Source organism: Sphingorhabdus sp., from assembly GCF_046154385.1.
Classification (GTDB): domain Bacteria; phylum Pseudomonadota; class Alphaproteobacteria; order Sphingomonadales; family Sphingomonadaceae; genus Sphingorhabdus_B.
Genome location: NZ_JBJXFW010000049.1, coordinates 63,915 through 88,142 on the forward strand (window position 1 = coordinate 63,915; position 24,228 = coordinate 88,142).

The following is a 24,228-nucleotide window of genomic DNA, read 5'->3' on the forward strand; positions in this document are numbered from 1 at the left end:
AATGGGCAGATTATATGACATTTGAAAACATCCCGCCGCTTCTCGACGAAGCGCTTACCGCGCGTGGTTATACTACGCTGACCCCTGTTCAATCGGCCGTAATCGCAACCGAAGCCGAAGGTCGTGACCTTGTTGTTTCGGCGCAAACCGGCTCTGGCAAGACCGTCGCTTTTGGTCTGGCGATGGCGCCGCAAATATTGGACGGCGGTATCGTCAGCCTGGCGCGTGAGCCTGCCGCACTTATTATTGCACCCACGCGCGAGCTTGCGCTGCAGGTCAGCCGTGAACTGATGTGGCTTTATGGAAAAGCGGGGGTTCGGATTGCGACCTGTGTTGGCGGCATGGATGCCTCGAAAGAACGGCGCAACCTGAGCCAAGGCGCACAGATCGTGGTGGGGACGCCGGGACGGTTGCGCGACCATCTGGAGCGCGGCGCGCTTGACCTGTCGGCACTTAAGGTCGCGGTTCTGGATGAAGCCGACGAAATGCTCGACATGGGCTTTCGTGAAGAGCTTGAAGAGATATTGAACGCGACGCCGGAAGACCGGCGTACATTGCTGTTTTCGGCAACTATGCCCAAGCCCATCGTGTCTTTGGCAAAGCGGTACCAGAGCGACGCGCTTCGGATTTCGACCGTGGGCGAAGATCGCGGACATGGTGATATCAGTTATCAGGTGGTCACGGTCGCTCCGCCGGACATCGAGAATGCTGTGGTGAACCTGCTCCGTTTGCACGAAGCGGAAACGGCGATCCTGTTTTGCGCGACGCGCGAAAATGTTCGGCATTTGCATGCCAATCTGACCGAGCGCGGTTTCAACGTGGTCGCCTTGTCGGGTGAGCACAGCCAAAGCGAGCGCAACCAGGCGCTGCAGGCGCTGCGTGATCGCAGGGCGAGGGTGTGCGTTGCGACCGATGTTGCCGCGCGCGGTATCGATTTGCCTAACCTGTCGTTGGTGGTCCATGTCGAACTGCCCCGCGATGCCGAAGGTTTGCAGCACCGTTCGGGACGCACAGGCCGCGCCGGACGCAAAGGTACGGCGGTTCTTATCGTGCCCTATCAACGCCGCAAGCGGGTCGAATCGATGCTGCGCGGCGCGAAGATCGAGGCGGATTGGATCAAGGTTCCTACCGCCGCCGATATCCGCGCAAAGGATCATGACCGTCTGCTGGAAACGCTTCTGACCCCGGTCGAGGTCGAGGACGAAGACCGCACGCTGGGTGCCCGTTTGCTCGAAACCATGTCGGCGGAAGATATTGCCGCCGCTTTGGTCCGCGTCCATCGCGCCCGTATGCCGCAAGCCGCCGATATGCTCGATGACGGCAGCCGCGAACAACCGCGCGACAACCATCGCGCCGGTTTTGATGACTCGGTCTGGTTCACGCTTAACATCGGCCGGCGCAACAATGCCGATCCCAAATGGATTCTGCCTCTGCTGTGCCGCCGTGGCGGTGTGACCAAGAACGATATTGGCGCAATCCGCATCGCCGCCAATGAAACCCATGTCGGGATCGCGGCCGCCGCCGTTGCGAAATTTGCCAAGGCAATTGCGCAACCGGGGCATGATGAAGACAATGATGTCGAGATCGTCCAAGCCAGCGGCCCACCCCGCGAAGCCGCGCGTGAAAACAAACGGATGGGCCGGGACGGTGGACGGCCCCAGAGGCCACAGCTCGGCGTGAATCCCCGCGGCGATAAACCGCGTGGCGATCGTCCGCGCGGCGATGGCCCACGCGGCGGCCCGCCCCCGCGCGACGGCGCGCGCCCATTCCGCAAAGACGGCCCTGCACCTTCGAAACATGGGGTCAAGCACAAGGCGAAGGGCAATCGTCCGCGTTAATCGGTATAGTTTTTCTGGAAATGGGCGGAAAGTTCGACCATGAAGGTCGGACTTGAAACCTCAAACCGGAAACGGGAGCCAATGTCCGAAGAATTCTACCGCATTAAGCGTTTGCCGCCTTATGTCATCGCCGAAGTCAATGCGATGCGCGCGGCGGCCCGTGCGGCGGGTGAGGACATTATCGACCTTGGCATGGGCAATCCCGATCTGCCGCCGCCGCCCCATGTGATCGAGAAACTGTGTGAAGTGGCGCAAAAGCCGAACGTCCACGGCTATTCCGCGTCCAAAGGCATCCCGGGCTTGCGCAAGGCGCAAGCCAATTATTATGGCCGCCGCTTCGGTGTCGATGTCGATCCCGAACATGAAGTCGTCGTCACCATGGGTTCAAAAGAAGGTCTGGCGAGCCTTGCGACGGCCATCACCGCGCCGGGTGACGTCGTGCTCGCCCCGAACCCCAGTTACCCTATTCACACATTCGGCTTTATCATCGCGGGCGCAACAATCCGGTCGGTGCCAACAACGCCGGATGAGAATTACTTCCGGTCCCTGGAACGGGCCATGGCCTTCACCGTGCCGCGCCCGTCTATTCTTGTCGTGAACTATCCGTCCAACCCGACGGCCGAGACCGTCGATCTGGCCTTTTACGAGCGGCTGGTTGCTTGGGCGAAAGAGAATAAGGTCTGGATCCTGTCCGACCTTGCCTATTCCGAACTCTATTTTGACGGCAACCCCACACCTTCCATTTTGCAGGTGAAAGGTGGCAAGGATGTTTCGGTGGAATTTACCTCTTTGTCCAAAACCTATTCCATGGCCGGATGGCGGGTTGGTTTTGCCGTGGGCAACCGGCAGTTGATCGCCGCGATGACGCGGGTCAAAAGCTATCTGGATTATGGGGCCTTCACTCCGATACAGGCCGCTGCCTGCGCTGCGCTCAACGGACCGCAGGACATTGTCGAGCAGAACAGGGAATTATATCATAAACGCCGCGACATCTTGGTCGAATCCTTTGGCCGCGCTGGCTGGGACATTCCGCCGCCACGCGCTTCGATGTTTGCATGGGCACCTTTACCACCCGCGCTTGCCCATCTGGGAAGTCTCGAATTTTCAAAGCAGATGTTGACCCATGCCAAGGTCGCGGTGGCACCCGGTGTCGGCTATGGCGAAGATGGCGAAGGCTATGTCCGCATTGCGATGGTGGAAAATGAACATCGCCTGCGTCAGGCAGCCCGCAATGTGAAACGATATCTGCAATCGATGGGTGTCAACACACCCGGTCAGTCGAAGGCGATTTGATATGGCACGCGCCGAATATGCCTTTAACCATCGTTTCAGGGTGCGTTGGTCGGAAACCGATGCCCAAGGCGTCGTGTTTAACGCCCGCTATCTGGACTATGCCGATATTGCGATAACCGAATATTGGCGCGAGACGAAACTGCGCGAACAAGCCGGCGGCGATCCTTTGGAGTTTCATGTGAAGAAGGCCACGGTGACATGGTTCGCGCCGATTTTGCCCGATGAAATGATCGACGTTATGGCCCGGACAATCTCCACGGGCCGGACAAGCATGACGCAAACGGTCGAAATTCATGGCGCGCGCGATGATGGATCAGAAGATTTGCGCGCCACGGTAGATCTGGTCAGCGTCTATGTTGATCTGGAAACGCACCGGCCCATGCCTTTGCCGGACTGGGTGGGCCCCGCGTTTGCAGAATTCGACGCAAAGGCAACGCAACCGGTACCGGCATGAGTGCGCGCCACTTAGCCTTATTGTCTTCTCTCGTCATTTTGGGTGGATTGGGCCTCGCGTCTTGCCAGCAAACCGTGCCGGAGAATGGCCGGTCCGGCGCCGCCGGTGAATTTCCCAGTCCCTATCGTCCGGTTTCCGAAGCTGGAGATACCCAATTTTCCAATGAGGCCGCACGCGACGAAGCGGGTGAGGCGCAGTTTGTGATGGACTGGGCCGGGATAAAGCTTGGAACAACTGTCGCGGATATCGGCGCGGGCGAGGGATATTATACGATACGCCTTGCAGAGCGCGTCGGCCCGAAAGGGCGCGTGCTGGCACAAGATATAAACCGTGGGGCGCTCGATCGGCTGGGCGAACGGGTCACACGGGAGCAATTGGACAATGTGGCGATCAAGGAAGGCGCGGTTGACGACCCCCGCCTGCCGGAAAACAGCTTTGATCGCATTTTCATGATCCATATGTATCATGAAGTCGATGAACCTTATGCCTTTTTGTGGCGATTGCGACCTGCTTTGGCAAAGGGTGGCGAGGTTATTGTGGTTGATCGTGACCGCGCCACAGACCAACATGGTATTCCTCCCAAATTGCTGTTCTGCGAATTTGCGGCGGTCGGATATCGCTTGACCGGCTTTAGCGAAGAATTGAAACTCGGCGGCTACATCGCCCGGTTCAGCCTATCAGGGCCACAACCAGCGCCTGCCGAAATCAAAACCTGCGGCACACCGCCGCAAAAATAACGATCACAAAAAATGCCCTCTACCCCGGTTGCGGGGCGGAGGGCCAAAGGCGGATTGCCTGCTTGGGGTGTCGGGGTATGGCAATCCGAAAAACGAAACTCGCAAATGAATCGGGAGAGGGGCTAGGGGGTATGGGATCCACTTTACGAGTCGTAACAAAGTAACACTTTCATTTTACAATTTTACGTCAGCAGGAAAAAGGCAAGAAGGTGCCAAGGGCCGAATTTCCACACATGAGACGATTTTGGCTCGCACAAAGACACTAAGACGCGAAGCAACTTCTTTGTGCCTTTGTGCCTTTGTGCGAATCCTATTTCCGAAAAGTCACGCCATGGATTCCCGCCTGCGCGGGAATGACAAAGTGTGTGACCGGGTTTTGGAATGTTCAAACGCAACCCGATATTGTCATCCCCGCGAAGGCGGGGATCCATGGTCTGATATTTCCACACATGAGATGATTTTGGCTCGCACAAAGACACTAAGACACTAAGACACGAAGCACCTTCTTTGTGCCTTCGCGCCTTTGTGCGAACCCTATTTCCGAAAAGTCACGCCATGGATTCCCGCGTGCGCGGGAATGACAAAGTGTGGGACCGGGTTTTGGAATGTTCAAACGCCACCCGATATTGTCATCCCCGCGCAGGCGGGGATCTATGGTCTGATGTTTCCACACATGAGACGATTTTGGCTCGCACAAAGACACTAAGACACGAAGCAACTTCTTTGTGCCTTCGTGCCTTTGTGCGAATCCTATTTCCGAAAAGTCACGCCATGGATTCCCGCCTGCGCGGGAATGACAATGGAAGGTTACGGGAATGACAATGATGAGTTGAGGTTGGCAAAGACGGGCTGGCGGAACTTTTACGAAAGCGCGGCCTAAAAGCGATGGGTCATCAATCGCCTTCAAAATCGATCAGGCAATCAACCCTGATACCCTGCGCGCGGAGTTTTTCGGCGCCGCCGAGGTCAGGCAGGTCCACAATAAACAATGCCTGTTCGACAATACCTCCGCCCCTCGTGATCAGATCGACCCCGGCCAATGCGGTTCCTCCGGTCGCAATCAGATCATCGACCAGCAGCACTTTTTGCCCTTCGCGCACATGGCCGACATGCATTTCTATCCGGTCGGTGCCATATTCGAGGGCATAGTCTGTGCCGATCTTCTCACCGGGCAACTTGCCGGGTTTGCGCAACATCAATTTGCCCAGTCCCAGCGCATAAGACAGGCCAGCCGCGACTACAAAACCGCGCGCTTCTATTCCGGCGATCAATGTCGTGTCCGGGGCGACCATCGCCGCCATCCGGTCGATTGTGGCGCGAAATCCGGGGCCGTCGAGCAATAATGTCGAAACATCCCGAAACAATATCCCCGGTTTGGGATAATCGGGGATCGTGCGAATCAGCGCGGCAAGGTCGGCATTGTCAGTCATGATGGTTGAGTGCCTTGTCCCCCAAAAAGTTTCAAAGGAAAAGCGCAGCACAGCACCGATTTATCGAAAAACAATAATGTTCTTGACGATATTCGAATCATCTCATATTGATAAACAATAATTTCAATATTGGAGATCGATATGACTAAAATTGCCGACAACCGTATTTTGCGGATAACCAGATGGCTGGTGTATCTTATCATGGGCCTGGTTGCCGCTGTGGGTATTCTTCTCGCGGTGATGAGCGTTGTCTTGCCCTTTCATTGGACAGAGGCGATGGCAGAACTCGCCAAATCCTATCCCAAGCTCGACCCGGCGACGCTGTTGCCGCACCTGCTCTCGATTTTCGCATTGGGTATCATGGTCCTGGGTATGTTGTGGACGATCATGCGAAAGCTTTTGGCGATTGTCGCCAGTGTCGAATTGGGCGATCCCTTTGTGCGTGCCAATGCGGTCCGGTTGAAAGCGATCGGATGGCTGATGGTCGGCTTGCAAATTGTCGGTGTGCCTTTGGCACTTGCCGCTAGCGAGGCAGCTGATCTTTTCGGGGAATCGGATACGGGTCTTGATATTTCGCTGAACGGAATTTTGTCCATCCTTCTGGTGTTCATCCTTGCCGGCATATTCGAACGCGGCGCTGAAATGCGCGAAGAGCTGGAAGGAACCGTCTGATGCCGGTCACTGTAAAACTGGACGACCTGCTTTATGCCAAGCGCATGACGCTGACCGAGCTTGCCGAGCGTGTCGACATTACGCTTGCCAACCTGTCGATCTTGAAAACCGGCAAGGCCAAAGCGATCCGTTTTTCCACATTGGAAGCGATCTGCAAGGTTCTGGAATGCCAACCCGGCGATTTGCTGGGATTTGAAGAAGGAGAAGGATGATGCAACTCGCGTTCAAAATTTCGATACCCCCACGCCTGTTGATGATAGCGGCCCTGGTTATCGCGGCGGCCATCCTATTTGGGTGAGAGTCATTCGGACCACACGGTACAACAAAAAGGGCGGCCTATCGCTAGGCCGCCCCTTTTTTGTCCTGTGAAGGAAAACCGAATTACTTCAGCTCGACGGTGCCGCCTGCTGCAAGGATCTTCGCCTTGATTTCTTCGGCTTCGGCCTTGTTTACGCCTTCCTTGATCGCCTTTGGCGCGGACTCAACAAGAGCCTTTGCTTCAGTCAGACCAAGAGCAGTGATGGCACGAACTTCCTTGATGACAGCAATCTTGTTGCCGCCGTCGCCGGTCAGGATTACGTCAAATTCAGTCTGCTCTTCAGCAGCAGGTGCAGCAGCAGCGGCAGGGCCGGCTACAGCAACAGCAGCAGCGGCGCTAACGCCCCATTTTTCTTCCAAAGCCTTTGCAAGGTCAGCCGCTTCAAGAACGGTCAAAGACGAGAGCTGCTCAACGAGCTTTTCAATATCAGCCATTTTAATAACACTCCGATTTTCTGGTATATCTGTAGGGCCCGCCCATCAGGACGCAGCCGGTTTAATTTAAAATATTAAGCTGCCTTCTGGTCAGCATAGGCACCAAATACCCGTGCCAATTTCGCAGCCGGTGCGGTCGTGAGCTGGGCGATCTTCGTTGCCGGTGCTTGTACAAGCCCGATAAGTTTAGCGCGCAGTTCGTCGAGCGATGGCAACGAAGCCAGCGCCTTTACACCGTTTACATCGAGGAACGTGTCACCCATCGCACCGCCGACAATTTCAAGTTTGTCATTGGTCTTGGCGAACTCGACCGCAATCTTTGCAGCGGCGACCGGGTCCGACGATGTGGCGAGCGCCGTAGGTCCGGTGAGCAATTCTGCTACCGCACCATATTGCGTTCCCTCAAGGGCGATTTTGGCAAGACGGTTCTTGGCAACCTTGTAGCTTGCGCCCGCATCGCGCATCTTCAAACGAAGGTCGGTCGATTGTGCAACCGTCAACCCGAGGTTCCGGGTCACGACAACAACCGCCGCTTCGTTAAAAGTGGCGTTCAGCGATGCAACTGTTTCGGTCTTTTCAGAACGGTTCATGCATTACTCCTTTTTCGGGTCTTTCCGGCGAACCGAACAAACCCAACACGAAATTCGAACCACGCAGATGCGGGGCTCGTAACTTAGTCCGTGGGGAAGTTTCATGCCGAACTCGCGACAATGAACGTCGGGAGTGTTTGGCGAAGGCAGGCACAAGGGCCAAACCTGAAATCTCTATCCCCGTCTAGGCTGGACATTAAGATGGGCAAATTCCCATCACCAACTGTCTCGGACGGTTGTCCGGAAAGGCCGTCGCCTCACCGAACGTCGCCGCCACTAGCAGGATCGGGGGCAGAGTCAAGGCCGTTGCGGAACTCCACGCTGTTCAAGGCCGTGCAAATCCCGAAATCTTGTGCGGCTTTGGACAATTTATCTTACTGGACAATCTTTGTCGCGCTGACCTAATCCCGTCGCTTCAAACAGCCAAGGCAAGATAGGAACAGATATGCCAGATGTCCGTGAAACCTCTATGGCCCTGATCGAACATTATTATGCCGCATTCAATGCCATGGACATTGAAGGCATTTTGGCCTGCCTTACCGATGATGTTGCCCACGACATCAATCAGGGCGATCGCGAAAGCGGCAAGGACGCATTCCGCGCTTTTCTGGGCCGGATGGACCATGCCTATAGCGAGCAGCTGAAGGACATCGTTATCATGACCAGCCCGGACGGCGCACGCGCAGCCGCCGAGTTCATGGTGCATGGCATTTACAAGGTTGCGGACGAAGGTTTCCCGGCGGCGCACGGTCAAAGCTACACCTTGCCTGCTGGCGGCTTCTTCGAAATCCGTGACGGAAAGATTGCGCGCGTTTCGGTCTATTATAACCTCGCCGACTGGATCGCCCAGGTTTCATGACCGTAGACGTCCGCACGTTGACGGATCTGGGGGAGCGCCGCGCTGCCATTCCGGCGCTGTCCGATCTGCGTATCCGTATCTTTCGGGGCTGGCCCTATCTCTATGACGGGACCGCGGACTATGAGGCGGAATATCTCGCCGAATTTATCCGCGAGCCCGGCTCGGCGTTGGTCGTGGCACAGGATGGCGACGCGATTGTCGGTGCGGCGACGGCATCCCCGATGGCGGGACAAAAGCCCGAGTTTCAGGAACCCTTGCGGCGCCATCGGCTGGATATCGCGCGTATCTTCTATTTCGGGGAGTCGGTCTTGCTGCCCGCCTATCAGGGGCAAGGCATCGGCCATCGCTTTTTCGACGCCCGCGAAGCTGCTGCCCGCGCGGCAGGGGCGGTCCAGACGGCCTTTTGTGCCGTGTTCCGCCCTGACGATCATCCGATGCGGCCCGCTAGCCCCCGCGATCTGCATCCATTCTGGCGCGCCCGCGGCTATGCGCCGGTGCCGGGTTTGACCGGAACGCTCGAATGGCAGGATGTGGGTGAAACGTCTGAAAGCGCGCACCAGATGCAATTTTGGATGCGCGACCTGTGACCGACCCGGTCCGCATCGCCGCCGCCCAATATACCATCGGGCAGCCCGACAGCTTTGCCGCTTGGCAGGCCAAAGTGGCGCAATGGGTGGCCGATGCGGCAAGGCAGGGTGCGCAGCTTTTGGTATTTCCGGAATATGCCGCGATGGAACTGGCCGCAATCGACAGCGCAACGGCGAGCGACCTGCATGCGTCCTTACGCGCGGTGGTGGCCTTAGGTCCGCAGATCGACGCGCATTATGCCAATCTCGCACTGCGCTTTGGCGTCACGGTGCTTGGCGGGACGCGGCCGCATGAGGTGGGCGACGGGCGGATCGTCAACCGGGCAACGCTATACCTACCCGACGGGCAAAGCGGGCATCAGGACAAGATCATGATGACGCGCTTTGAACGGGAATCCTGGGACATAAAGGGCGGTACCCGCCTGCGTGTTTTCCGGACGCCTCTGGGGATGCTGGGCATTTCGACCTGCTATGATGTTGAATTCCCGATGATAGCGCGCACGCAAGCCATAGCCGGCGCGAAGGTCGTCCTCTGTCCATCCTGCACCGACAGTCTGCAGGGCTATTACCGCGTCCGGATCGGGGCGCAGGCACGGGCACTGGAGAACCAGATTTTCGTGGTGCAGGCACCGACCGTCGGCATGGCACCCTGGTCACCTGCGCTCGATGAAAATTACGGTGCAGCCGGGATGTTCGTTCCCCCTGATGGCGACAGCCCCGACGATGGTGTGGTTGCGATCGGCACCGAAGGGCAGGGGGCGTGGGTGGTTACTGACGCGGATCTGGCCCGTGTCGAGCGGTGGCGGACCCAAGGGTCGGTGCGTCCTTTTGCGCATTGGCCCGAACAATATTGTGGGGCCAAGGCCGAAGACCTTCCCGTCGAGATTGTCCCGCTGGATTAAACTGTTCGCAAATCGGGTCGGAGCGGCTAGGGCGCTGGGATGCCGCACAATTCCGCCCTGCCACGCCTGCATCTGCTGCTCGCCCTGGCGGTGATGGCGGTATGGGGCACGAATTTCGTCGTTATCAAATTGGCACTGGCGCATCTGCCGCCCCTGTGGCTCGCGACATTGCGCTTTGCCTGCGCCTTTCTGCCCGCCGCATTCTTTCTAAAGCGCCCGTCGATGCCTCTGGGCAATCTCGCCGCTTATGGCGTGCTGATCGGCGCGGGGCAGTTCGGGCTGCTCTTTCTGGCGATGAAAAGCGACATTACGCCGGGCCTCGCCTCACTGGTTGTCCAGATCCAGGTGTTTTTCACCATCGCCCTGTCGATGCGCCTGACCGGCGAGCGGGTGCGCGGGTTTCAATGGGCGGCGCTTGCGCTAGCGACCAGCGGGCTCGCCGTTATCCTGACCCATTCGGACGGCAGCGCCACGCCCTTGGGACTGGGCCTTGTCGTCACCGCCGCCTTTTGCTGGTCGAGCGGCAATATGGTGTCGCGGGCCGCAGGCAAGGTCGACATGCTCGCTTATGTGGTCTGGGCCAGTATCTTTGCCGCCCCTCCCTTGCTCCTCCTCGCCCTGCTGTTCGAAGGCGCACCCGCTTTGATCGCCGGTGCACAGGAGGCGACTGTGACGACTTGGGCCGCCGTGGTGTGGCAAGCGGTGGGCAATACGATGTTCGGCTATGGCGTTTGGGGTTGGCTGCTCGCGCGGCATCCCGCGGCGACGGTGGCGCCGATGGCGCTGCTGGTGCCTGTGTTTGGCATGGGCGCGTCGGCGTTATTTCTCAGTGAGCCCTTGCAGAGCTGGAAGCTATTGGCTGCCGCGCTGGTCATGGGCGGTCTGGCGCTCAGTCTGCTTTGGCCGCGTTTTGCCGCAAAGCGGAGCACCGCGAACAGCGGACAATGAAAAAGGGCCGGAGGTTTCCCTCCGGCCCCTTATACTAATCTAAATGTGCAGGCTTATGCGCCAGCTACGTCGGCCAGATTGACCTTCAGGCCAGGGCCCATTGACGAGCTGATGGCAACCTTGCGGAGGTACTTGCCCTTGGAACCGCTTGGCTTGCTCTTGATAACCGCATCGACCAGCGCGTCGAAATTCTTGCGCAGATCGGCGTCGGAGAAGCTCTTCTTGCCAATGCCGCTGTGGATGATGCCCTGCTTTTCAACGCGGAACTCAACCTGGCCAGCCTTGGCAGCCTTGACGGCTTCGGCAACGTCCATGGTAACCGTGCCCAGCTTCGGGTTTGGCATCAGGCCCTTGGGACCCAATGTCTTACCGAGACGGCCAACGATACCCATCATGTCCGGTGTCGCGATGACGCGGTCATAATCGAGGTTACCGGCCAGCATGTCTTCCATCAGGTCTTCGGCACCTACCTTGTCGGCACCAGCAGCGGTCGCAGCGGCGGCCTTGTCGGCGCGTGCGAACACGGCAACCTTCATTTCCTTACCGGTACCGGCAGGAAGCGAAACCATGCCACGGACCATCTGGTCGGCATGACGCGGATCAACGCCCAGGTTCAACGCAACTTCGATGGTTTCGTCAAACTTGGCAGTTGCCAGTTCCTTGATGGTCTTCAGCGCTTCGTCAACGCCATACAGCTTGTCAGCATCGAGATGTGCAAGCGACTTTGCTTTCTTGGTCAGCTTGGCCATTGGTTCAGCCCTCCACGATTTCGAGGCCCATGGCGGTAGCCGAGCCTGCGATGATTTTTACAGCCGCGTCCATATCGTTCGCGTTGAGGTCTGCCATTTTCAGGGTGGCGACTTCTTCAAGCTGCTTGCGGGTGATCTTTCCTGCCGAAACCTTGCCGGGTTCTTTCGAACCGGACTTCAGGCCGAGAACCTTCTTGATCAGATAGGTTGCTGGCGGCGACTTCATCACGAAGGTGAAGCTCTTGTCCGTGAAAACGGTGATCTTGGTTGGAATCGGCGTGCCCTTTTCCATGTCGCCGGTGGCGGCATTGAACTGCTTGCAGAATTCCATGATGTTCACGCCGCGCTGACCCAATGCAGGGCCAATCGGCGGGGAGGGGGTGGCAGAACCTGCAGGAACCTGCAGGCCGATATAGCCGTCAATCTTCTTGGCCATGAGTGGCCTCCTTTCATTCTTTCTCCGCCTTTGCGCGCGCGCATTGGCGGATCAAATTAAGCGGTCAAACGGCGATTCCGAAGAAAGCCTCCCGCACGGTTTTTCCCTGATTCTTGACCGGGAAGCGGCGCGCTTAGGGGAAATAAGCGCATAAAGCAATAAGAAGTAAGATTGGAGGGATTTACGCAGCTTTACGCTTCGCTTCAGGAAGTCCGTCGATTTCGAGTGTCGAAAGGTCAAGTGTTGTCGAGGCATGGTCAATATCCAACCCGACTACTGCCCCGTCCGCGCCAATATCAGCATTCAAGCCGTCAGCGATTTCACGGACTTCAACGCCGGTTCCCGGCTTTAGCTCAATATATAAGCTATCGGTTTCCGGATAATAATGCAGCTTCATTTTTCGTTCTCGCGGTAATTGCGGTCGATAAAGGCGTTGTGCAGCGTAACCCCGTCATCCAAGGTCACGACCCTTAAAATGCGCTCTTTATGGTCATTTGGCAACATAACTTTACCCCAATGACGAATTCGGCCATCGGCTTGATGGTCCCTACGCAGAGGATTTTTCAGGACGTGAATACATAGCTCTGAAGTCAAGTAAGGCCGCTTACGCAGAACCTGTTCGCGAAAATAGCGTGTTTCGTAATAAATTGCGACACACTCCAAAGACCCCCGCCTTTGCGGGGACCACGCCTTTTACTTCATCAATTCGACTTCTTCGAAGTCCAGTTCGACCGGTGTCGCACGGCCAAAGATCGATACCGATACCTTGACGCGGTTCTTGTCGAAGTCGAGTTCTTCGACCAGACCGTTGAAGCTTGCGAACGGGCCGCCCAAAACCTTGACCTGATCGCCGATTTCATAGTCGACCGAAACGCGCTTCTTGGGCGCAGCTTCTAGCTCCTGCTTTGTGTTCAGGATGCGTGCGGCTTCGGCTTCGCTGATCGGCTGCGGCTTGTTGCCCGCGCCCAGGAAACCGGTGACCTTCGGCGTGTTCTTCACAAGGTGATAAACATCGTCGTTCATGTTCAGCTTGGCGAGCACATAGCCGGGGAAGAACTTGCGTTCCGCCTTGATCTTCTTGCCACGGCGCACTTCGGTGACCTGTTCGGTCGGAACCTCGACGGCTTCCACCAATTGCGAGAGGCCAATGCGCTCTGCTTCGGCGAGAATCTGGTCACGGACCTTGTTTTCAAAACCCGAATAAGCGTGAATGATGTACCAGCGTGCCATATCTTCTATTCTTTTCTCTTGCCGCGCTTAGCCTTGGGCCAGCGACAGCAGCCCCTTCACAATCGCGGCAAAAACCGCGTCGACGCCCAGGAAGAAGAAGGCAAGTATGATCGTCATGATCAGCACCATGATAGCGGTCTGCACGGTTTCAGCCCTCGTGGGCCATACTACCTTGCCGATTTCGGTCCGTACCTGACGGATGAACTCACCGGGGCTTGTCTTTGCCATATCACTTCTTCCTGTTTCACTTCCGAGGGTAGCCGCCAGCGCTCCGACCGGCGGGGTCGAGAGCGATATAGGTTCCGATTTCGGAAAGACTAGGCCTTTAGCCAGAGATTCGCGCGGAGGCAAGTAGCATTAGGCAGGAGGTATCCCGTCGAACGGCCTTGAACTCTTGGCGAGTTTGGCTATCCCCGGCATTAGAGCCAATCACAGGAAACCCTCATCCATGCCATCCGGTCTTGCCGCCTTACTCGACGATATTGCAACCATCACCAAAGTCGCCGCCGCCTCTATCGATGATGTCGCCGCGGCGGCTGGCAAGGCAAGCAGCAAGGCCGCGGGCGTGGTGATCGACGATACCGCTGTGACGCCGCAATATGTGACCGGCTTCACCCCCGACCGCGAATTGCCCATCATCTGGCGCATTGCGAAGGGGTCGCTGTTTAATAAAATCGTTGTAATTCTTCCTGTTGCGCTCCTCCTCAGCCTCTTTTTGCCATGGGCGATTACCCCGCTGCTAATGCTGGGCGGCGCGTATCTCTGTTTTGAGGGGGCAGAGAAAGTCATCGAAAAACTACGACCGCATGAAGAAGAGACGCTCGCTGAAGAAGTGGCTGAGTTGACCAGCGCCGAGCATGAAGAAAATATGGTCAAGGGTGCGGTGCGTACCGATTTTATACTGTCTGCCGAAATCATGGCCATTGCACTCAACGAAGTTAAGCAACTGGCAGAGACGTCGATCTGGCTTGAAGGTGCGACATTGGCTCTGGTGGCCGTGGCGATTACGATTGCAGTTTACGGCGTGGTCGGTCTGATCGTGAAGATGGACGATATCGGCCTGCACATGGCGCAGCGGGAAAACGGAGGGACACAGGCCATCGGCCGCGCTATGGTCCGCGGCATGCCGAAGCTTCTGACGGCGCTGTCGACTATCGGCACCGCGGCCATGCTGTGGGTCGGCGGCCAGATCATCATCCACGGTTTCCACATCCACCCCGCCGAATATGTCGGCCTGCACGAAGGCGCGCTGGCATGGTTCGTCGACGCGGCGCTCTGCGGCGTTTTCGGCTTGGCGTTGGGTGCGATCATTGTCTGGGTGCACCACAAGGTCGCGGGTGCGAAGGGGCATTGAGCCCGGGCCATTATTGATAAAAGAAAATGGCAGGAGTTGGGGGACTCGAACCCACGACCCTCGGTTTTGGAGACCGATGCTCTACCAACTGAGCTAAACTCCTGCACTTCACGTTTCCGCGAAGAGATGCGCCTTTAACGCTGTTGGCGTGGCGGGGCAAGTATCAATGTAGCGCTTGCGGCCCATGTGTTGGGGACAGTCCCTGAAGGGACTGTCCCCATAGCCGTCCTGCGGGGACTGTCCCTTCAGGGACTGTCCCCAACCTCCGATCAGAACTTGAACGCGGCTTCAACGCCCCAGATGCGCGGTTCGTTGACGAAGCCGGTCAGGTTGTTGAAGTCGATGCCGCCCACCGCAGATGTATCCTTGGTGATGTTGCGGACAAACGCGGCAAAGTCATATTTGTCGGTTTTATAGCCGACGCGAAGGCCGCCTTCGAGCATGCTCTTGTCCTGGAATTCAACCGATTCATACAGGAAGAAGTTGATCTTCGACCGATATGCCCAGTCGGTATAGGCATAGACTTCGCCGCTGCCGACAGGGATGCTGTAACGGGCTGTCCAGTTTGCAATCCACTCGGGGCTTTGCGGCAGGCTGTTGCCGTTGATGTTGACGATGGCTGGCCCTGCGCCGGCTGGCGTTACGATCGGGTCAAGGATCGTGCAGATCGAAGGATCAACCCCGCCCAACTGTGCGCCGCAAGCAGCTGTCGTCAGGCCTGCATCGCGGATGCTGGTGTTGTTGTAGCTAATGCCAGCGGTCAGCAGCAGCGCAGATATAGGCTTGAACTCGACCTCCGCCTCAAAGCCATAGCCGCGTACCTTGTCCGCGTTGAGCAGGCGATTGGCATTCACGCCGCCGCCAACAGCGGTTAATTGCGCGTCTTTCAGCTCATAATAAAAGCCGTTGAGGTTGAACCGTGCACGGCCGTCCAGCAGATCGGATTTGATCCCGGCTTCGTAGGATGTGATCGTTTCGGAATCGCCGACGGTTACGCCATCTTCAAGTGGTGTCGCTGTCGAAGGCGGGAACAGCAAGCGTCCCTGGATCGATGGCGCGCGATAGCCACGGGCAACCCGTGCATAAAGATTGATATCGTCTGTCGCTGCATAATTTGCACTGACATCCCAAGTGATGTTGTCATCCTTGGTCTTGCGCGTGACCGTGCCGAGGAGCGGTGGGGCGAGGAAGCTATCAAACGGGAACGAATCGAAATCACGTGATGCGGTGAAATCGCGCTTGTCGTCATTGTACCGAATGCCGCCGGTCAGTTTCAGCGCATCGGTTACAGCAAATGTTGCCGATCCGAACACGCCCCAGGCCTTGCTCTCCTGACGCTGGCTGGCAATGATGTTGACGCCGCCCGCAGGGGTAAACAGGCCAACGCCACCGACAAAATCGCCCAAAGTTGAAAAATTGTCCGATACGATTTCCAGCGTTTCATCGAAGTAGAACACGCCTGCCTGATAGCTCAATGGACCGTCACCGTTGCTGGCGATACGGAATTCCTGGGTGAACTGTTGAAGCTTGGGAACGCTGTCACGCGTTTCGGCAGTGAAGGGGATTAGACCCGGGCCGGTCAATGCAGGTGGCAGAAAAGCCGCCCCAAAGCCGCCATCGACGTCGCCAACCGAACTGCTCGTGCCATCCCAAATGCTGGTGACCGAAATCAAGGAAACCGGACCTGCATCATAGGTAATCCGTGCTGACGCGTTCTGGGTTTTGACGGATTGTTCATTCTGTCCATCGGTGGAAACGCTGTAGCGGTTAAAATTGCTGTTCAGCCCACGCTGGCCTTTGGTGAAAACATTGGCGCGAAACAGGCGCGCGGTGCCGTCCAATGACCGGAACTGACCAGTCAACAGAATGTCGAGATCATCGCTCGGCTTGATCAGGAACTGCAGACGAGCGGCATATTCTTTATAACCTTCGAATGCGTCCTTGGTGGTGCCCGATGGCAGGACATTGTCGACATAATCATCCTGACGCTGATACATGCCCGACAGGCGCACGCTGACTTTTTCACCCAGCGGGCCGCCAACAGCGCCTTGCGCGTTGATCGCGTTGAACCGGCCATATGAGATTTTGCCATAGCCGCCAGCGATGTCGCTTGGCTTCACGCTATCAAATTTCACAATACCGGCAGGGGTGTTGCGACCAAATAGGGTGCCTTGCGGACCACGTAAAACTTCGACGCGCTCCAGATCGAAAATCGGAAAGCCTTTGAGGATCGGGTTTTCAAGGACGACATCGTCATAGACCAGGCTGACCGGCTGCGATGCGTTGAAATCAAAGTCGGTGTTGCCAAGGCCGCGAATGTAGAAACGCGGGAAGGTGCGTCCGAACGACGATTCCACCAGAAGGCTGGGCACACGACCCGAGATTCCGCGGATGTCCACGCCGCCCGCCGATATGGCGTCCAGCTTGTCACCGCTGACTGCCGTGACCGACAAGGGAACATCCTGCAAATTTTCTTCGCGGCGCTGCGCCGTGACGACGATTTCGCCAAGTCCGGCTTCTTCTGCGGCTTCTTCCTGACCATAAGCAGGCGCGATAAGGAAACTGGTCGATGCTATTGCGATGGCAACGCCCGATGCTAGTGTTGAACGGAAAGTACGCATGGAAACTCCCTGATTGTCAGTAGGTCGATAGAGAATCGGGGCACTTCTGGTCCCGTTATCGCCGCCATCATTCTTCCCGGCAAACGGGTCAACACCGCTTTGCAATTCTGTGACGTTTTTGTGTCGCCTGTGGCAGTTTTGCACCGAAACGTTGTGACAGGATGGGGGAGCTCGGGAATCGCCTTCTCTTTCCCATCCGTCACCCTGAACTTGTTTCAGGGTCTTATTTTTCAACGTCGCGAACTAAGACCCTGAAACAAGTTCAGGGTGACGGTGTTTTAGAGTTTCGGTCTTAGGTCCTAACCCTAAAAGCTCATTTCATCATAAATCCGGCGGATATCGCCGCCCCACTCGCCGTGATAGCGGTCCAGCAACTGTTCCGACATGGTCTTGCCCGATTGTACAATTTCGCGCAGCGGGTCGAGATATCCGGTTTCATTGTCACCGCTGCTGTTCAGGCAATTGCGTGCGGCAAGGCCGGCAGAAGAAATGTCGAGAATGCGCCCGGCCAAATCGAGCAGTTTGCCGCCACCGGGAAGCGCGGCGTTCAGACCCTGCGCGGGAACAGCAGAGCGCAGGGCTTCGCGTTCGTCCATCGTCCAATGTTTGACCTCATCCCAGGCGGCGTCGAGCGCACCTTGATCGTACAGCAGGCCGACCCAGAAGGCGGGCAGCGCACAGATACGGTTCCACGGGCCGCCGTCGGCACCGCGCATTTCCAGGAAGCTTTTCAACCGGACCTCGGGAAAAGCCGTCGACATATGGTCTTCCCAATCGGAAACCGTCGGCTTTTCACCCGGTAGAACAGCCAGTTCGCCTTTCAGGAAATCTTTGAAATCGAGGCCTGATGCATCGATATATTTGCCGTCGCGGTACACGAAATACATCGGTACATTCAGCATATAGTCGACATAACGTTCATAGCCAAAGCTGTCGTCGAAAACGAAGGGCAGCATCCCGGTGCGATGCGGGTCAGTGTCTGACCAGATATGGCTGCGATAGGATAGGAACCCGTTGGGCTTACCTTCCAGAAATGGGGAGTTGGCGAACAAGGCGGTGGCCAGCGGCTGGAGCGCCAAAGAGGTACGGAATTTGTGCGCCATGTCGGCTTCGCTCGAAAAGTCGAGATTGACCTGTATGGTGCAAGTCCGCAACATCATGTCGAGGCCCATGTCCCCCACACGCGGCATATGGCGCAGCATGATTTCATAACGGCCCTTGGGCATAATCGGCAATTCTGCGCGGGTTTTGTCGGGCCACAATCCCATGCCCAAAAAGCCCTTGCCGGTTTTTTCGCCAATGGCCTTGACCTGTTTGAGATGTCGTCCGGTTTCGGCGCACGTCTGGTGCAGATTTTCAAGCGGAGCGCCCGACAATTCCAATTGACCCGCGGGTTCCAGGCTGACGGCGCCGTCAGGGCCGCTCAGCGCGATAACATTTTCGCCCTCCATGACGGGAGTCCAGCCGAATTCAGTCAGCGCCATCAACAGATCGCGAATGCCGCCGGGTTCGTCATAAGAAGGCGCACTGAAATTTTTGCGGCAATATACGAATTTCTCGTGCTCGGTGCCTATCCGCCAACGGTCCTTGGGCTTTTCACCCTTTGCGATCGCCGCAACCAGTTGATCGCGGTTCTCGATGATAGGTTCGTTGCGATTCGAAACTGTTTTAGTGCTCATGGCGCGGGTTTAGAAATGTCGCGGCACGAATGCCAGCAATTTCATACGGTCAGTTTAGCGTGACCAAAAATGCAACGGCAAAACTGTCGGCGTTGGGCATGGATGTTGCAGATACAATTATTGAGGACCCCAAAAACGATGCTCCGTGCGGGTCGGTTTCATCGGCGCCCGATGCGTCGTCATCTTCAGGGGTCAGTGTGCTGGTACAGGTTACGCCGGAACGCAGGGAATTGGGGACGTAGACGGTATTCGCCGGAATGGCGTCCGTTCCCACGATCGCTGTGACTAGTCCCGGACCATCGTTGGTTATGGTAATGCAATAACGCACGCGTGCGCCCGGCAAGGATTTGGGATTGATGCCGCTCAATCCGTCAAACAGTACCGAGCTGGCTTTCGATACGCTCAAGGTTGCCCGCAGGGGCGTGATGAACAGGTTTGCATGGAAAAAAGTTCCTGAATTCCCTGTGACGTTGTCACAAATTGTCAGGGTCCATGTGCCGTTCGCATTCTGTCCGTTGAATGCGCTGAGATTTTGTAAGGGAAAGAAATTGCGCTGATAGGGCGGCACCACAAGGGCGTTATTGGCGGTATCATTGGCCGTCGTGTGGGTGTTTATCGATGTCGTAAAGGCGCTATCAAGCAACACGTTCAAATTGCTGCGCGTTCCACCGGTGTTGCGGAACAATGTAACGGTCGTGCCAGCGGGCGACGTCAGTGAAATTACAAGATTATTGCGGCGCGTATGCGACAGCAAAACGCCGACATTTATGTCGGCAATGGTATAAACTTCGGGAACGAAAAAAGTGCGCGTCAATGCCAGATTACAGCTTGTACCTGCATCGGTAATGGGGGCATTTACTGTGTTTTCGTAAGTAATAACGGTTTGCGCGAAGCCGGGGCTGACCGCAAAGCCGCAATATAATATCGCAGCGCACAGCACGCCGAAAGCCGCGCGTTGCATTTGACGTAATCGAACCCGGAATATAACCATAGATATAGTCTAGCAGACTAATGACACCTATTTCCACGACTTTTTTTGATGGTCTTTTGGCGAAGGAAAGGCGCAACCTGTCGCGTAAAGGCACGCATTTTGCCTGCCTCAATTAACGGTGGCGTTGAACACCATCGCAAAACTTGCCGCAGGCCCAAGCGATGCCGCCCGACCGGTTACGGTAGAACCGGCAAAGTCCATTCCGAACGGATCATTTTCATCCGCGCCCGCATTATCATCATCTTCCGCATTTGTTGCACCCGCACAAGTTGATCCCGTCAGCATGCTGCCGGGAACGAACGTAACATTTGCCGGAATGCTGTCGGTTGCAACAACATTGCTGCTGGTTGCGCTGCCGGAGTTTGACAACAGGATGCAATAGCGCACGATGGCGCCGGGCAAGGCTTTGGGATTGCTGCCGCTGACACCGTCGCTTAAGACACTGCTCAACTTTGTTACGTTCAACGTGGTTTGCGGGTTGCAAAATGTGAAATCATTGATGGCAATTGCCTGACCATCGGGGTCGGCTGGCGCGGTTGTGTGGTTGCCATAGATTATCGTGATGGTATCGACGGGCGATGCAAATGTTGCAATGACCGTGCCCTGGTTGGTCGTGTCGCTGGCGGTAACGTCCCCTATGGCGACATTTCCAAACACATAGTTGGTGATGCCATTGGTCAAGGTAGGTGTGACCGTTGATCCGTTGAAGCTCCCGATAATTGTCATTTTGTCGGCAAAATCATTCGCCGCATAATCGACGTCAAAGATCGTAAACTGGGTGCCGGGGACAGCAGTAGGCAACGTAACGACAGTAGTGGTGGTTTGCGTTTTGGTCGAATATTGCACATTCTGGTATAATGAATTCTGGCCCGTGGTGCCGCCGGTGATCGTGGCATTCAATTGCAGCGGAACCGAAAAAACGCCCTGCGTTGTGACGTTAAACCCGATCGTTCCGATATTGGCCACATTGGCGGTTCCGGTCGCGCTCCCGCTGGTCCAACTTTGTGCGTTCCAGTCCAGCAATGTAGTGCCGTTTGGACAGAATAATATGGGCGGTGTTCCGGCGGTTCGGGTTCCGGTCGTGGTAAAGCTGACGGCGGCGTCGTCATCTTCATTCGTGGAATTATTGCCCGGTGTGGAATCAAGATCGATGATCGAAGACGCGTTGATCTCCGCATCATTCTGGATCGTGGTGCCAAGACCGGCGGTGATTGTCACATTGATCGTCAGCGTTCGGGTCGTGCCGACCGGAATGCTGCCAACGGTCCATATCCCGGTTGCACTGTCGTAACTGCCAAATCCCGTTGCGCTGACAAAAGCCACGCCCATCGGCAAAATATCGCGGACTGTTACACCAGAGGCGGACGAAGTTGAACTGGCCGAATTGGTAACGGATAATGTGTACGAAATGGCATTGCCGCTGGCCGGTGTTGCGTTGCTGACCGTTTTAGTGAGCGACAAATCGGCATAGCTGGCGGGCGCCTGGGTTAAATAAAGATCCGCACGCGAAAAAGTACCGACATCCGCGCCGACCGAATCGCATATCACCATCGTCCAAGTACCGAGCGCATTTTGCCCGTCAAACGAGCTCAACACCGACGTCGGACGAAATGTGCGTTGGTAAGGCGGGGCTGATCCTGCGGTATCATCAACGCTATGGCTGCTGATCGCGGCGGCCGCTTCATCGTCATACAGGACGTTAAGGTTGTTCGCCGCCCCGCCCACATTGGTCATTATTTGGACCGTCGTTCCCGCCGGTGACGTCAACGTAATGCGAAGATCGGACCGATAGGTGTGGCTCAGCAACACGCCAAAATTGACATCGGACAGCGTAAAGCTGGTCCCGACGTTGAATGTTCGCGTTACGGTTGTCGCGCAATTGGTGGAATCGACGATGTTGCCCGATGTGGTGTTGCTGTACTGATTTACCGTCTGGGCAAAAGCCGATGTTGGCAACGAACACGTCATAAAGATCATCATCACCAACGTGGCGACGATCCGCAACAAAGTTGCTTTGGCACAAGGAAGCGACTCAATTTTCAATTTCGTTTTGGTCCGAAAGTTATCGCAAAACGGGTAATTGAAAGGGCTTAATTAATAATAAATAGCAGCAGAATTGCGCGCTTCTAATTTGTAAAATTCTATAAATTTTGCGTGAGGGTTAACACTATTACCGAACGTTAACCTCATCGCGGTAAACATGCTTGGACGCGTTACGACCAGGACCGCCATTGCATAGACTATCAATCAAACGGCTTCGGCTTTTATTGGCGATGATATTCGCCCTGTTCATCGGGTTGGGATCGACGTCGGCCCAAGCCCAGTCGTGCGCGTCGGCAACATCGCAGGGGACCGCACCGCAAGGGTGGGAAACTTACTGTTGGTTGGATTTTTCGGCCTATAATGACGCAACGGCGCGTTCGGGCGCAGGGCAGAATTTCTCGTTCAACCTGAGCGACGGTTCAACCTTGTCGTTCAATATGCGGGTAACGCCGTCCGCTGCAGCTGCGTTCAACGCCATCGCGGCCCCGTCATGGACGGGCGCAGCGGTTGGCAATACCGCGTTTCTGGGCATTCCCGGGCGGCCAGTGCTCTACACCGCATCGGCCGGAACCAAATCGATCACCTTTTCCGGAATAACCATAACGCCCCCGCCCGGTGCACCTGCAGTCACAGCCTATTCTTTTGTGGCCGCCGATGCCGAATCCTCAAATAATGGGGAAAATCTGCAATTTGTAACCAATGGATCAGGTTGGCAGATATTGGATCAGGTTAATCCAATCAGTGGAAACACATATCCGACAATCACGGGTACCGGTACATCGACATTTACAGAAACGGGTGTGGCGGGAACCGTTGGCGGATATATTGTTGGATCGAACAGTCCGACGACGGTCACCACAAATATGACGGCGGGCGGTTTGCAGGGCGCGATGTTCGCGGTTCGCTTTGCGTCGATACGCTTGCGAAAATCTATAACGGGGGCACGGATAGACCCCGCTGACCAATTCAACTTCAATATTCGCGCGACAGCCACCGGAACGGCGCTCGCATCGGGAACGACAAACGGCACCGGCAATGGCCCGTTTGCGGCGACGCCCTTGTCTTTGGCATCCGGCATTCCGTTGACGTTGTCGGAGACGATGGCGCCGGGCAGTGTCAGTGCGCTCGCCAAATATGAAAGCCGTCTTAGCTGCACAAATACCACGACAAGCTCGACAACGCCGTTGCCCAATAACGTGCTGGCCACAAGTTACAATTTCGGTGCCTTGCAGTTCGGCGATGCCGTGATTTGTGTATTCAACAACGCGGCCTATCCACATATTCGTTTGACCAAGGCGCTCGGTACCGGTGGCCGCAGGTTTAGCAGTGACCAGTTTACGGTGCGGATAAATCAAGGAACAATGGTGGTTGCGTCGGCAACCACTGCGGGAACCGGCACGACAGTTACGGGTGGCAATACCGCTTTGGTGCAAGTAGCGGCCGGTACATCCTATACGCTTGATGAAATCATGTCGGGACCGGGCAGCCTGTCACAATATAGCGCGAACCTAGCCTGCACCAACGCCACAAACGGCGTTACCACAAGTTTTCCGACATCCGTGCCGGCAAGCATTACGCCTGTTTTGGGCGACGTTATCAGTTGCACGCTGACCAATACGCGGCTCGCTGGCAACGCAACGTTGATCGTATCGAAAACCTCGACGGTGCTGTCAGATGGTGTCAGCGGGTCCAACCCCAAATCTATTCCGGGTGCTATGGTGCGTTATACAATCACGGTCCAGAATACCGGAAATCTCGCGGTGGACGCAAACAGCATCGTCATCGTCGATGCTTTCCCGGCGAACTTCACGCTGGATGCATCGACGCCGTTTACATTCACCAATGGCCCGCGCGCCAGCGGATTGAACACGTTTAATCAGGCAACGATGGTCACCTATTCTAATACGGGCAGCGCGCCGTTCACCGCTTCGCTGGTCAGCGGATTAAATCCTGCTATTCTCGCGTTCCGGTTCGCGCCAACAGGAACCATGCAAAATGCAAATGCATCCGGACCTTCAAGTTTTTCGATCTCTTTTGTCGGGCGCTTGAATTAGGCTTGGAT

The 24,228-nt window shown here is 56.3% G+C and carries 25 protein-coding genes and 1 tRNA gene; 12 read left to right on the plus strand and 14 right to left on the minus strand.

The features are described 5' to 3' along the window. The first annotated feature begins 14 nt into the window (after nucleotides 1–14). The 4 genes from ACKVOS_RS11055 (at nucleotide 15) to ACKVOS_RS11070 (ending at nucleotide 4,322) form a co-directional block, all read left to right on the plus strand. Nucleotides 15–1,838 carry a DEAD/DEAH box helicase gene (locus ACKVOS_RS11055; RefSeq protein WP_409212059.1) on the plus strand — a complete coding sequence of 608 codons (1,824 nt, stop codon included), beginning with the start codon at nucleotides 15–17 and terminating at the stop codon, nucleotides 1,836–1,838. Between the two features lie 81 nt (nucleotides 1,839–1,919). After that, on the plus strand, nucleotides 1,920–3,131 hold the full coding sequence (locus ACKVOS_RS11060) for an LL-diaminopimelate aminotransferase (protein WP_409212060.1): 1,212 nt from the start codon (nucleotides 1,920–1,922) through the stop codon (nucleotides 3,129–3,131). Between the two features lies 1 nt (nucleotide 3,132). After that, nucleotides 3,133–3,585: an acyl-CoA thioesterase gene (locus ACKVOS_RS11065; protein WP_409212061.1), complete on the plus strand. Its 453-nt coding sequence runs from the start codon at nucleotides 3,133–3,135 to the stop codon at nucleotides 3,583–3,585. Then, a complete protein-coding gene (locus ACKVOS_RS11070) occupies nucleotides 3,582–4,322 on the plus strand; it encodes a class I SAM-dependent methyltransferase (protein WP_409212062.1) in 741 nt (246 codons plus the stop codon). Before ACKVOS_RS11065 ends, ACKVOS_RS11070 begins: the two co-directional genes overlap by 4 nt. A gap of 893 nt (nucleotides 4,323–5,215) precedes the next feature. Here the strand turns inward: ACKVOS_RS11070 and ACKVOS_RS11075 are convergent. After that, on the minus strand, nucleotides 5,216–5,752 hold the full coding sequence (locus ACKVOS_RS11075; protein ID WP_409212063.1) for an adenine phosphoribosyltransferase: 537 nt from the start codon (nucleotides 5,750–5,752) through the stop codon (nucleotides 5,216–5,218). 141 nt (nucleotides 5,753–5,893) lie between these two features. Here ACKVOS_RS11075 and ACKVOS_RS11080 point away from each other — a divergent pair, with 141 nt between their 5' ends. Both ACKVOS_RS11080 and ACKVOS_RS11085 read left to right on the plus strand, forming a co-directional pair. Continuing rightward, entirely contained in the window at nucleotides 5,894–6,424 is a 531-nt protein-coding gene (locus ACKVOS_RS11080) for a DUF2975 domain-containing protein (protein WP_409212064.1), read from the plus strand. Next, nucleotides 6,424–6,636, plus strand: a complete 213-nt coding sequence (locus ACKVOS_RS11085; protein WP_409212065.1) for a helix-turn-helix domain-containing protein — start codon at nucleotides 6,424–6,426, stop codon at nucleotides 6,634–6,636. The genes ACKVOS_RS11080 and ACKVOS_RS11085 overlap by 1 nt, the downstream gene beginning before the upstream one ends. A gap of 169 nt (nucleotides 6,637–6,805) precedes the next feature. Here ACKVOS_RS11085 and rplL read toward each other — a convergent pair whose 3' ends face one another. Both rplL and rplJ read right to left on the minus strand, forming a co-directional pair. Next, complete coding sequence (gene rplL / locus ACKVOS_RS11090) at nucleotides 6,806–7,177, minus strand: 50S ribosomal protein L7/L12 (RefSeq protein WP_409212066.1); 372 nt, start codon at nucleotides 7,175–7,177, stop codon at nucleotides 6,806–6,808. Nucleotides 7,178–7,251: 74 nt separating this feature from the next. After that, entirely contained in the window at nucleotides 7,252–7,767 is a 516-nt protein-coding gene (gene rplJ, locus ACKVOS_RS11095; RefSeq protein ID WP_409212067.1) for a 50S ribosomal protein L10, read from the minus strand. A 445-nt stretch (nucleotides 7,768–8,212) separates the two neighbouring features. On the opposite strand from rplJ, the gene ACKVOS_RS11100 reads away from it, so the two are divergent. Genes ACKVOS_RS11100 through ACKVOS_RS11115 form a run of 4 tightly spaced genes read left to right on the plus strand, consistent with a single transcriptional unit; the run spans nucleotide 8,213 to nucleotide 11,063 of the window. Continuing rightward, entirely contained in the window at nucleotides 8,213–8,626 is a 414-nt protein-coding gene (locus tag ACKVOS_RS11100) for a ketosteroid isomerase-related protein (RefSeq protein WP_409212068.1), read from the plus strand. Further along, entirely contained in the window at nucleotides 8,623–9,213 is a 591-nt protein-coding gene (locus ACKVOS_RS11105) for a GNAT family N-acetyltransferase (protein ID WP_409212069.1), read from the plus strand. The genes ACKVOS_RS11100 and ACKVOS_RS11105 overlap by 4 nt, the downstream gene beginning before the upstream one ends. Next, complete coding sequence (locus ACKVOS_RS11110; protein ID WP_409212070.1) at nucleotides 9,210–10,115, plus strand: carbon-nitrogen hydrolase family protein; 906 nt, start codon at nucleotides 9,210–9,212, stop codon at nucleotides 10,113–10,115. The genes ACKVOS_RS11105 and ACKVOS_RS11110 overlap by 4 nt, the downstream gene beginning before the upstream one ends. A 39-nt stretch (nucleotides 10,116–10,154) precedes the next feature. Continuing rightward, complete coding sequence (locus tag ACKVOS_RS11115; RefSeq protein ID WP_409212071.1) at nucleotides 10,155–11,063, plus strand: EamA family transporter; 909 nt, start codon at nucleotides 10,155–10,157, stop codon at nucleotides 11,061–11,063. A 53-nt stretch (nucleotides 11,064–11,116) separates the two neighbouring features. Here ACKVOS_RS11115 and rplA read toward each other — a convergent pair whose 3' ends face one another. The 6 genes from rplA to secE all read right to left on the minus strand — a co-directional run bounded on the left by rplA (nucleotide 11,117) and on the right by secE (nucleotide 13,706). After that, nucleotides 11,117–11,812, minus strand: coding sequence for a 50S ribosomal protein L1 (rplA, locus tag ACKVOS_RS11120; protein ID WP_158900449.1), 696 nt, complete (start codon nucleotides 11,810–11,812; stop codon nucleotides 11,117–11,119). A gap of 4 nt (nucleotides 11,813–11,816) precedes the next feature. Further along, nucleotides 11,817–12,248, minus strand: coding sequence for a 50S ribosomal protein L11 (gene rplK, locus ACKVOS_RS11125; protein ID WP_409212072.1), 432 nt, complete (start codon nucleotides 12,246–12,248; stop codon nucleotides 11,817–11,819). Between the two features lie 181 nt (nucleotides 12,249–12,429). Beyond that, nucleotides 12,430–12,645 carry a DUF2283 domain-containing protein gene (locus ACKVOS_RS11130; protein ID WP_409212073.1) on the minus strand — a complete coding sequence of 72 codons (216 nt, stop codon included), beginning with the start codon at nucleotides 12,643–12,645 and terminating at the stop codon, nucleotides 12,430–12,432. Next, the gene (locus ACKVOS_RS11135; RefSeq protein ID WP_409212074.1) at nucleotides 12,642–12,842 is read right to left on the minus strand and encodes a hypothetical protein; all 201 of its coding nucleotides are present in this window, start codon (nucleotides 12,840–12,842) and stop codon (nucleotides 12,642–12,644) included. The genes ACKVOS_RS11130 and ACKVOS_RS11135 overlap by 4 nt, the downstream gene beginning before the upstream one ends. 99 nt (nucleotides 12,843–12,941) lie before the next feature. Beyond that, nucleotides 12,942–13,478, minus strand: a complete 537-nt coding sequence (gene nusG / locus ACKVOS_RS11140) for a transcription termination/antitermination protein NusG (protein ID WP_143774815.1) — start codon at nucleotides 13,476–13,478, stop codon at nucleotides 12,942–12,944. Between the two features lie 27 nt (nucleotides 13,479–13,505). Further along, complete coding sequence (gene secE / locus ACKVOS_RS11145; RefSeq protein ID WP_143774816.1) at nucleotides 13,506–13,706, minus strand: preprotein translocase subunit SecE; 201 nt, start codon at nucleotides 13,704–13,706, stop codon at nucleotides 13,506–13,508. A 220-nt stretch (nucleotides 13,707–13,926) separates the two neighbouring features. Here secE and ACKVOS_RS11150 point away from each other — a divergent pair, with 220 nt between their 5' ends. Continuing rightward, complete coding sequence (locus tag ACKVOS_RS11150) at nucleotides 13,927–14,832, plus strand: DUF808 domain-containing protein (RefSeq protein WP_409212075.1); 906 nt, start codon at nucleotides 13,927–13,929, stop codon at nucleotides 14,830–14,832. Between the two features lie 27 nt (nucleotides 14,833–14,859). Here the strand turns inward: ACKVOS_RS11150 and ACKVOS_RS11155 are convergent. The 5 genes from ACKVOS_RS11155 to ACKVOS_RS11175 all read right to left on the minus strand — a co-directional run bounded on the left by ACKVOS_RS11155 (nucleotide 14,860) and on the right by ACKVOS_RS11175 (nucleotide 22,166). Next, nucleotides 14,860–14,935 (minus strand) — tRNA-Trp (locus ACKVOS_RS11155). Between the two features lie 166 nt (nucleotides 14,936–15,101). Further along, nucleotides 15,102–17,453: a TonB-dependent receptor gene (locus ACKVOS_RS11160; protein ID WP_409212076.1), complete on the minus strand. Its 2,352-nt coding sequence runs from the start codon at nucleotides 17,451–17,453 to the stop codon at nucleotides 15,102–15,104. A 305-nt stretch (nucleotides 17,454–17,758) separates the two neighbouring features. Continuing rightward, nucleotides 17,759–19,132: a glutamate--cysteine ligase gene (locus ACKVOS_RS11165; protein WP_409212077.1), complete on the minus strand. Its 1,374-nt coding sequence runs from the start codon at nucleotides 19,130–19,132 to the stop codon at nucleotides 17,759–17,761. Nucleotides 19,133–19,181: 49 nt separating this feature from the next. Then, nucleotides 19,182–20,093 (minus strand): proprotein convertase P-domain-containing protein, encoded by a 912-nt coding sequence (locus tag ACKVOS_RS11170; RefSeq protein WP_409212078.1) that lies wholly within the window; start codon nucleotides 20,091–20,093, stop codon nucleotides 19,182–19,184. Between the two features lie 138 nt (nucleotides 20,094–20,231). Further along, the gene (locus ACKVOS_RS11175) at nucleotides 20,232–22,166 is read right to left on the minus strand and encodes a proprotein convertase P-domain-containing protein (RefSeq protein WP_409212079.1); all 1,935 of its coding nucleotides are present in this window, start codon (nucleotides 22,164–22,166) and stop codon (nucleotides 20,232–20,234) included. Nucleotides 22,167–22,354: 188 nt separating this feature from the next. On the opposite strand from ACKVOS_RS11175, the gene ACKVOS_RS11180 reads away from it, so the two are divergent. Further along, nucleotides 22,355–24,220, plus strand: a complete 1,866-nt coding sequence (locus tag ACKVOS_RS11180; RefSeq protein WP_409212080.1) for a CshA/CshB family fibrillar adhesin-related protein — start codon at nucleotides 22,355–22,357, stop codon at nucleotides 24,218–24,220. The last annotated feature ends 8 nt before the right edge of the window (nucleotides 24,221–24,228 follow it).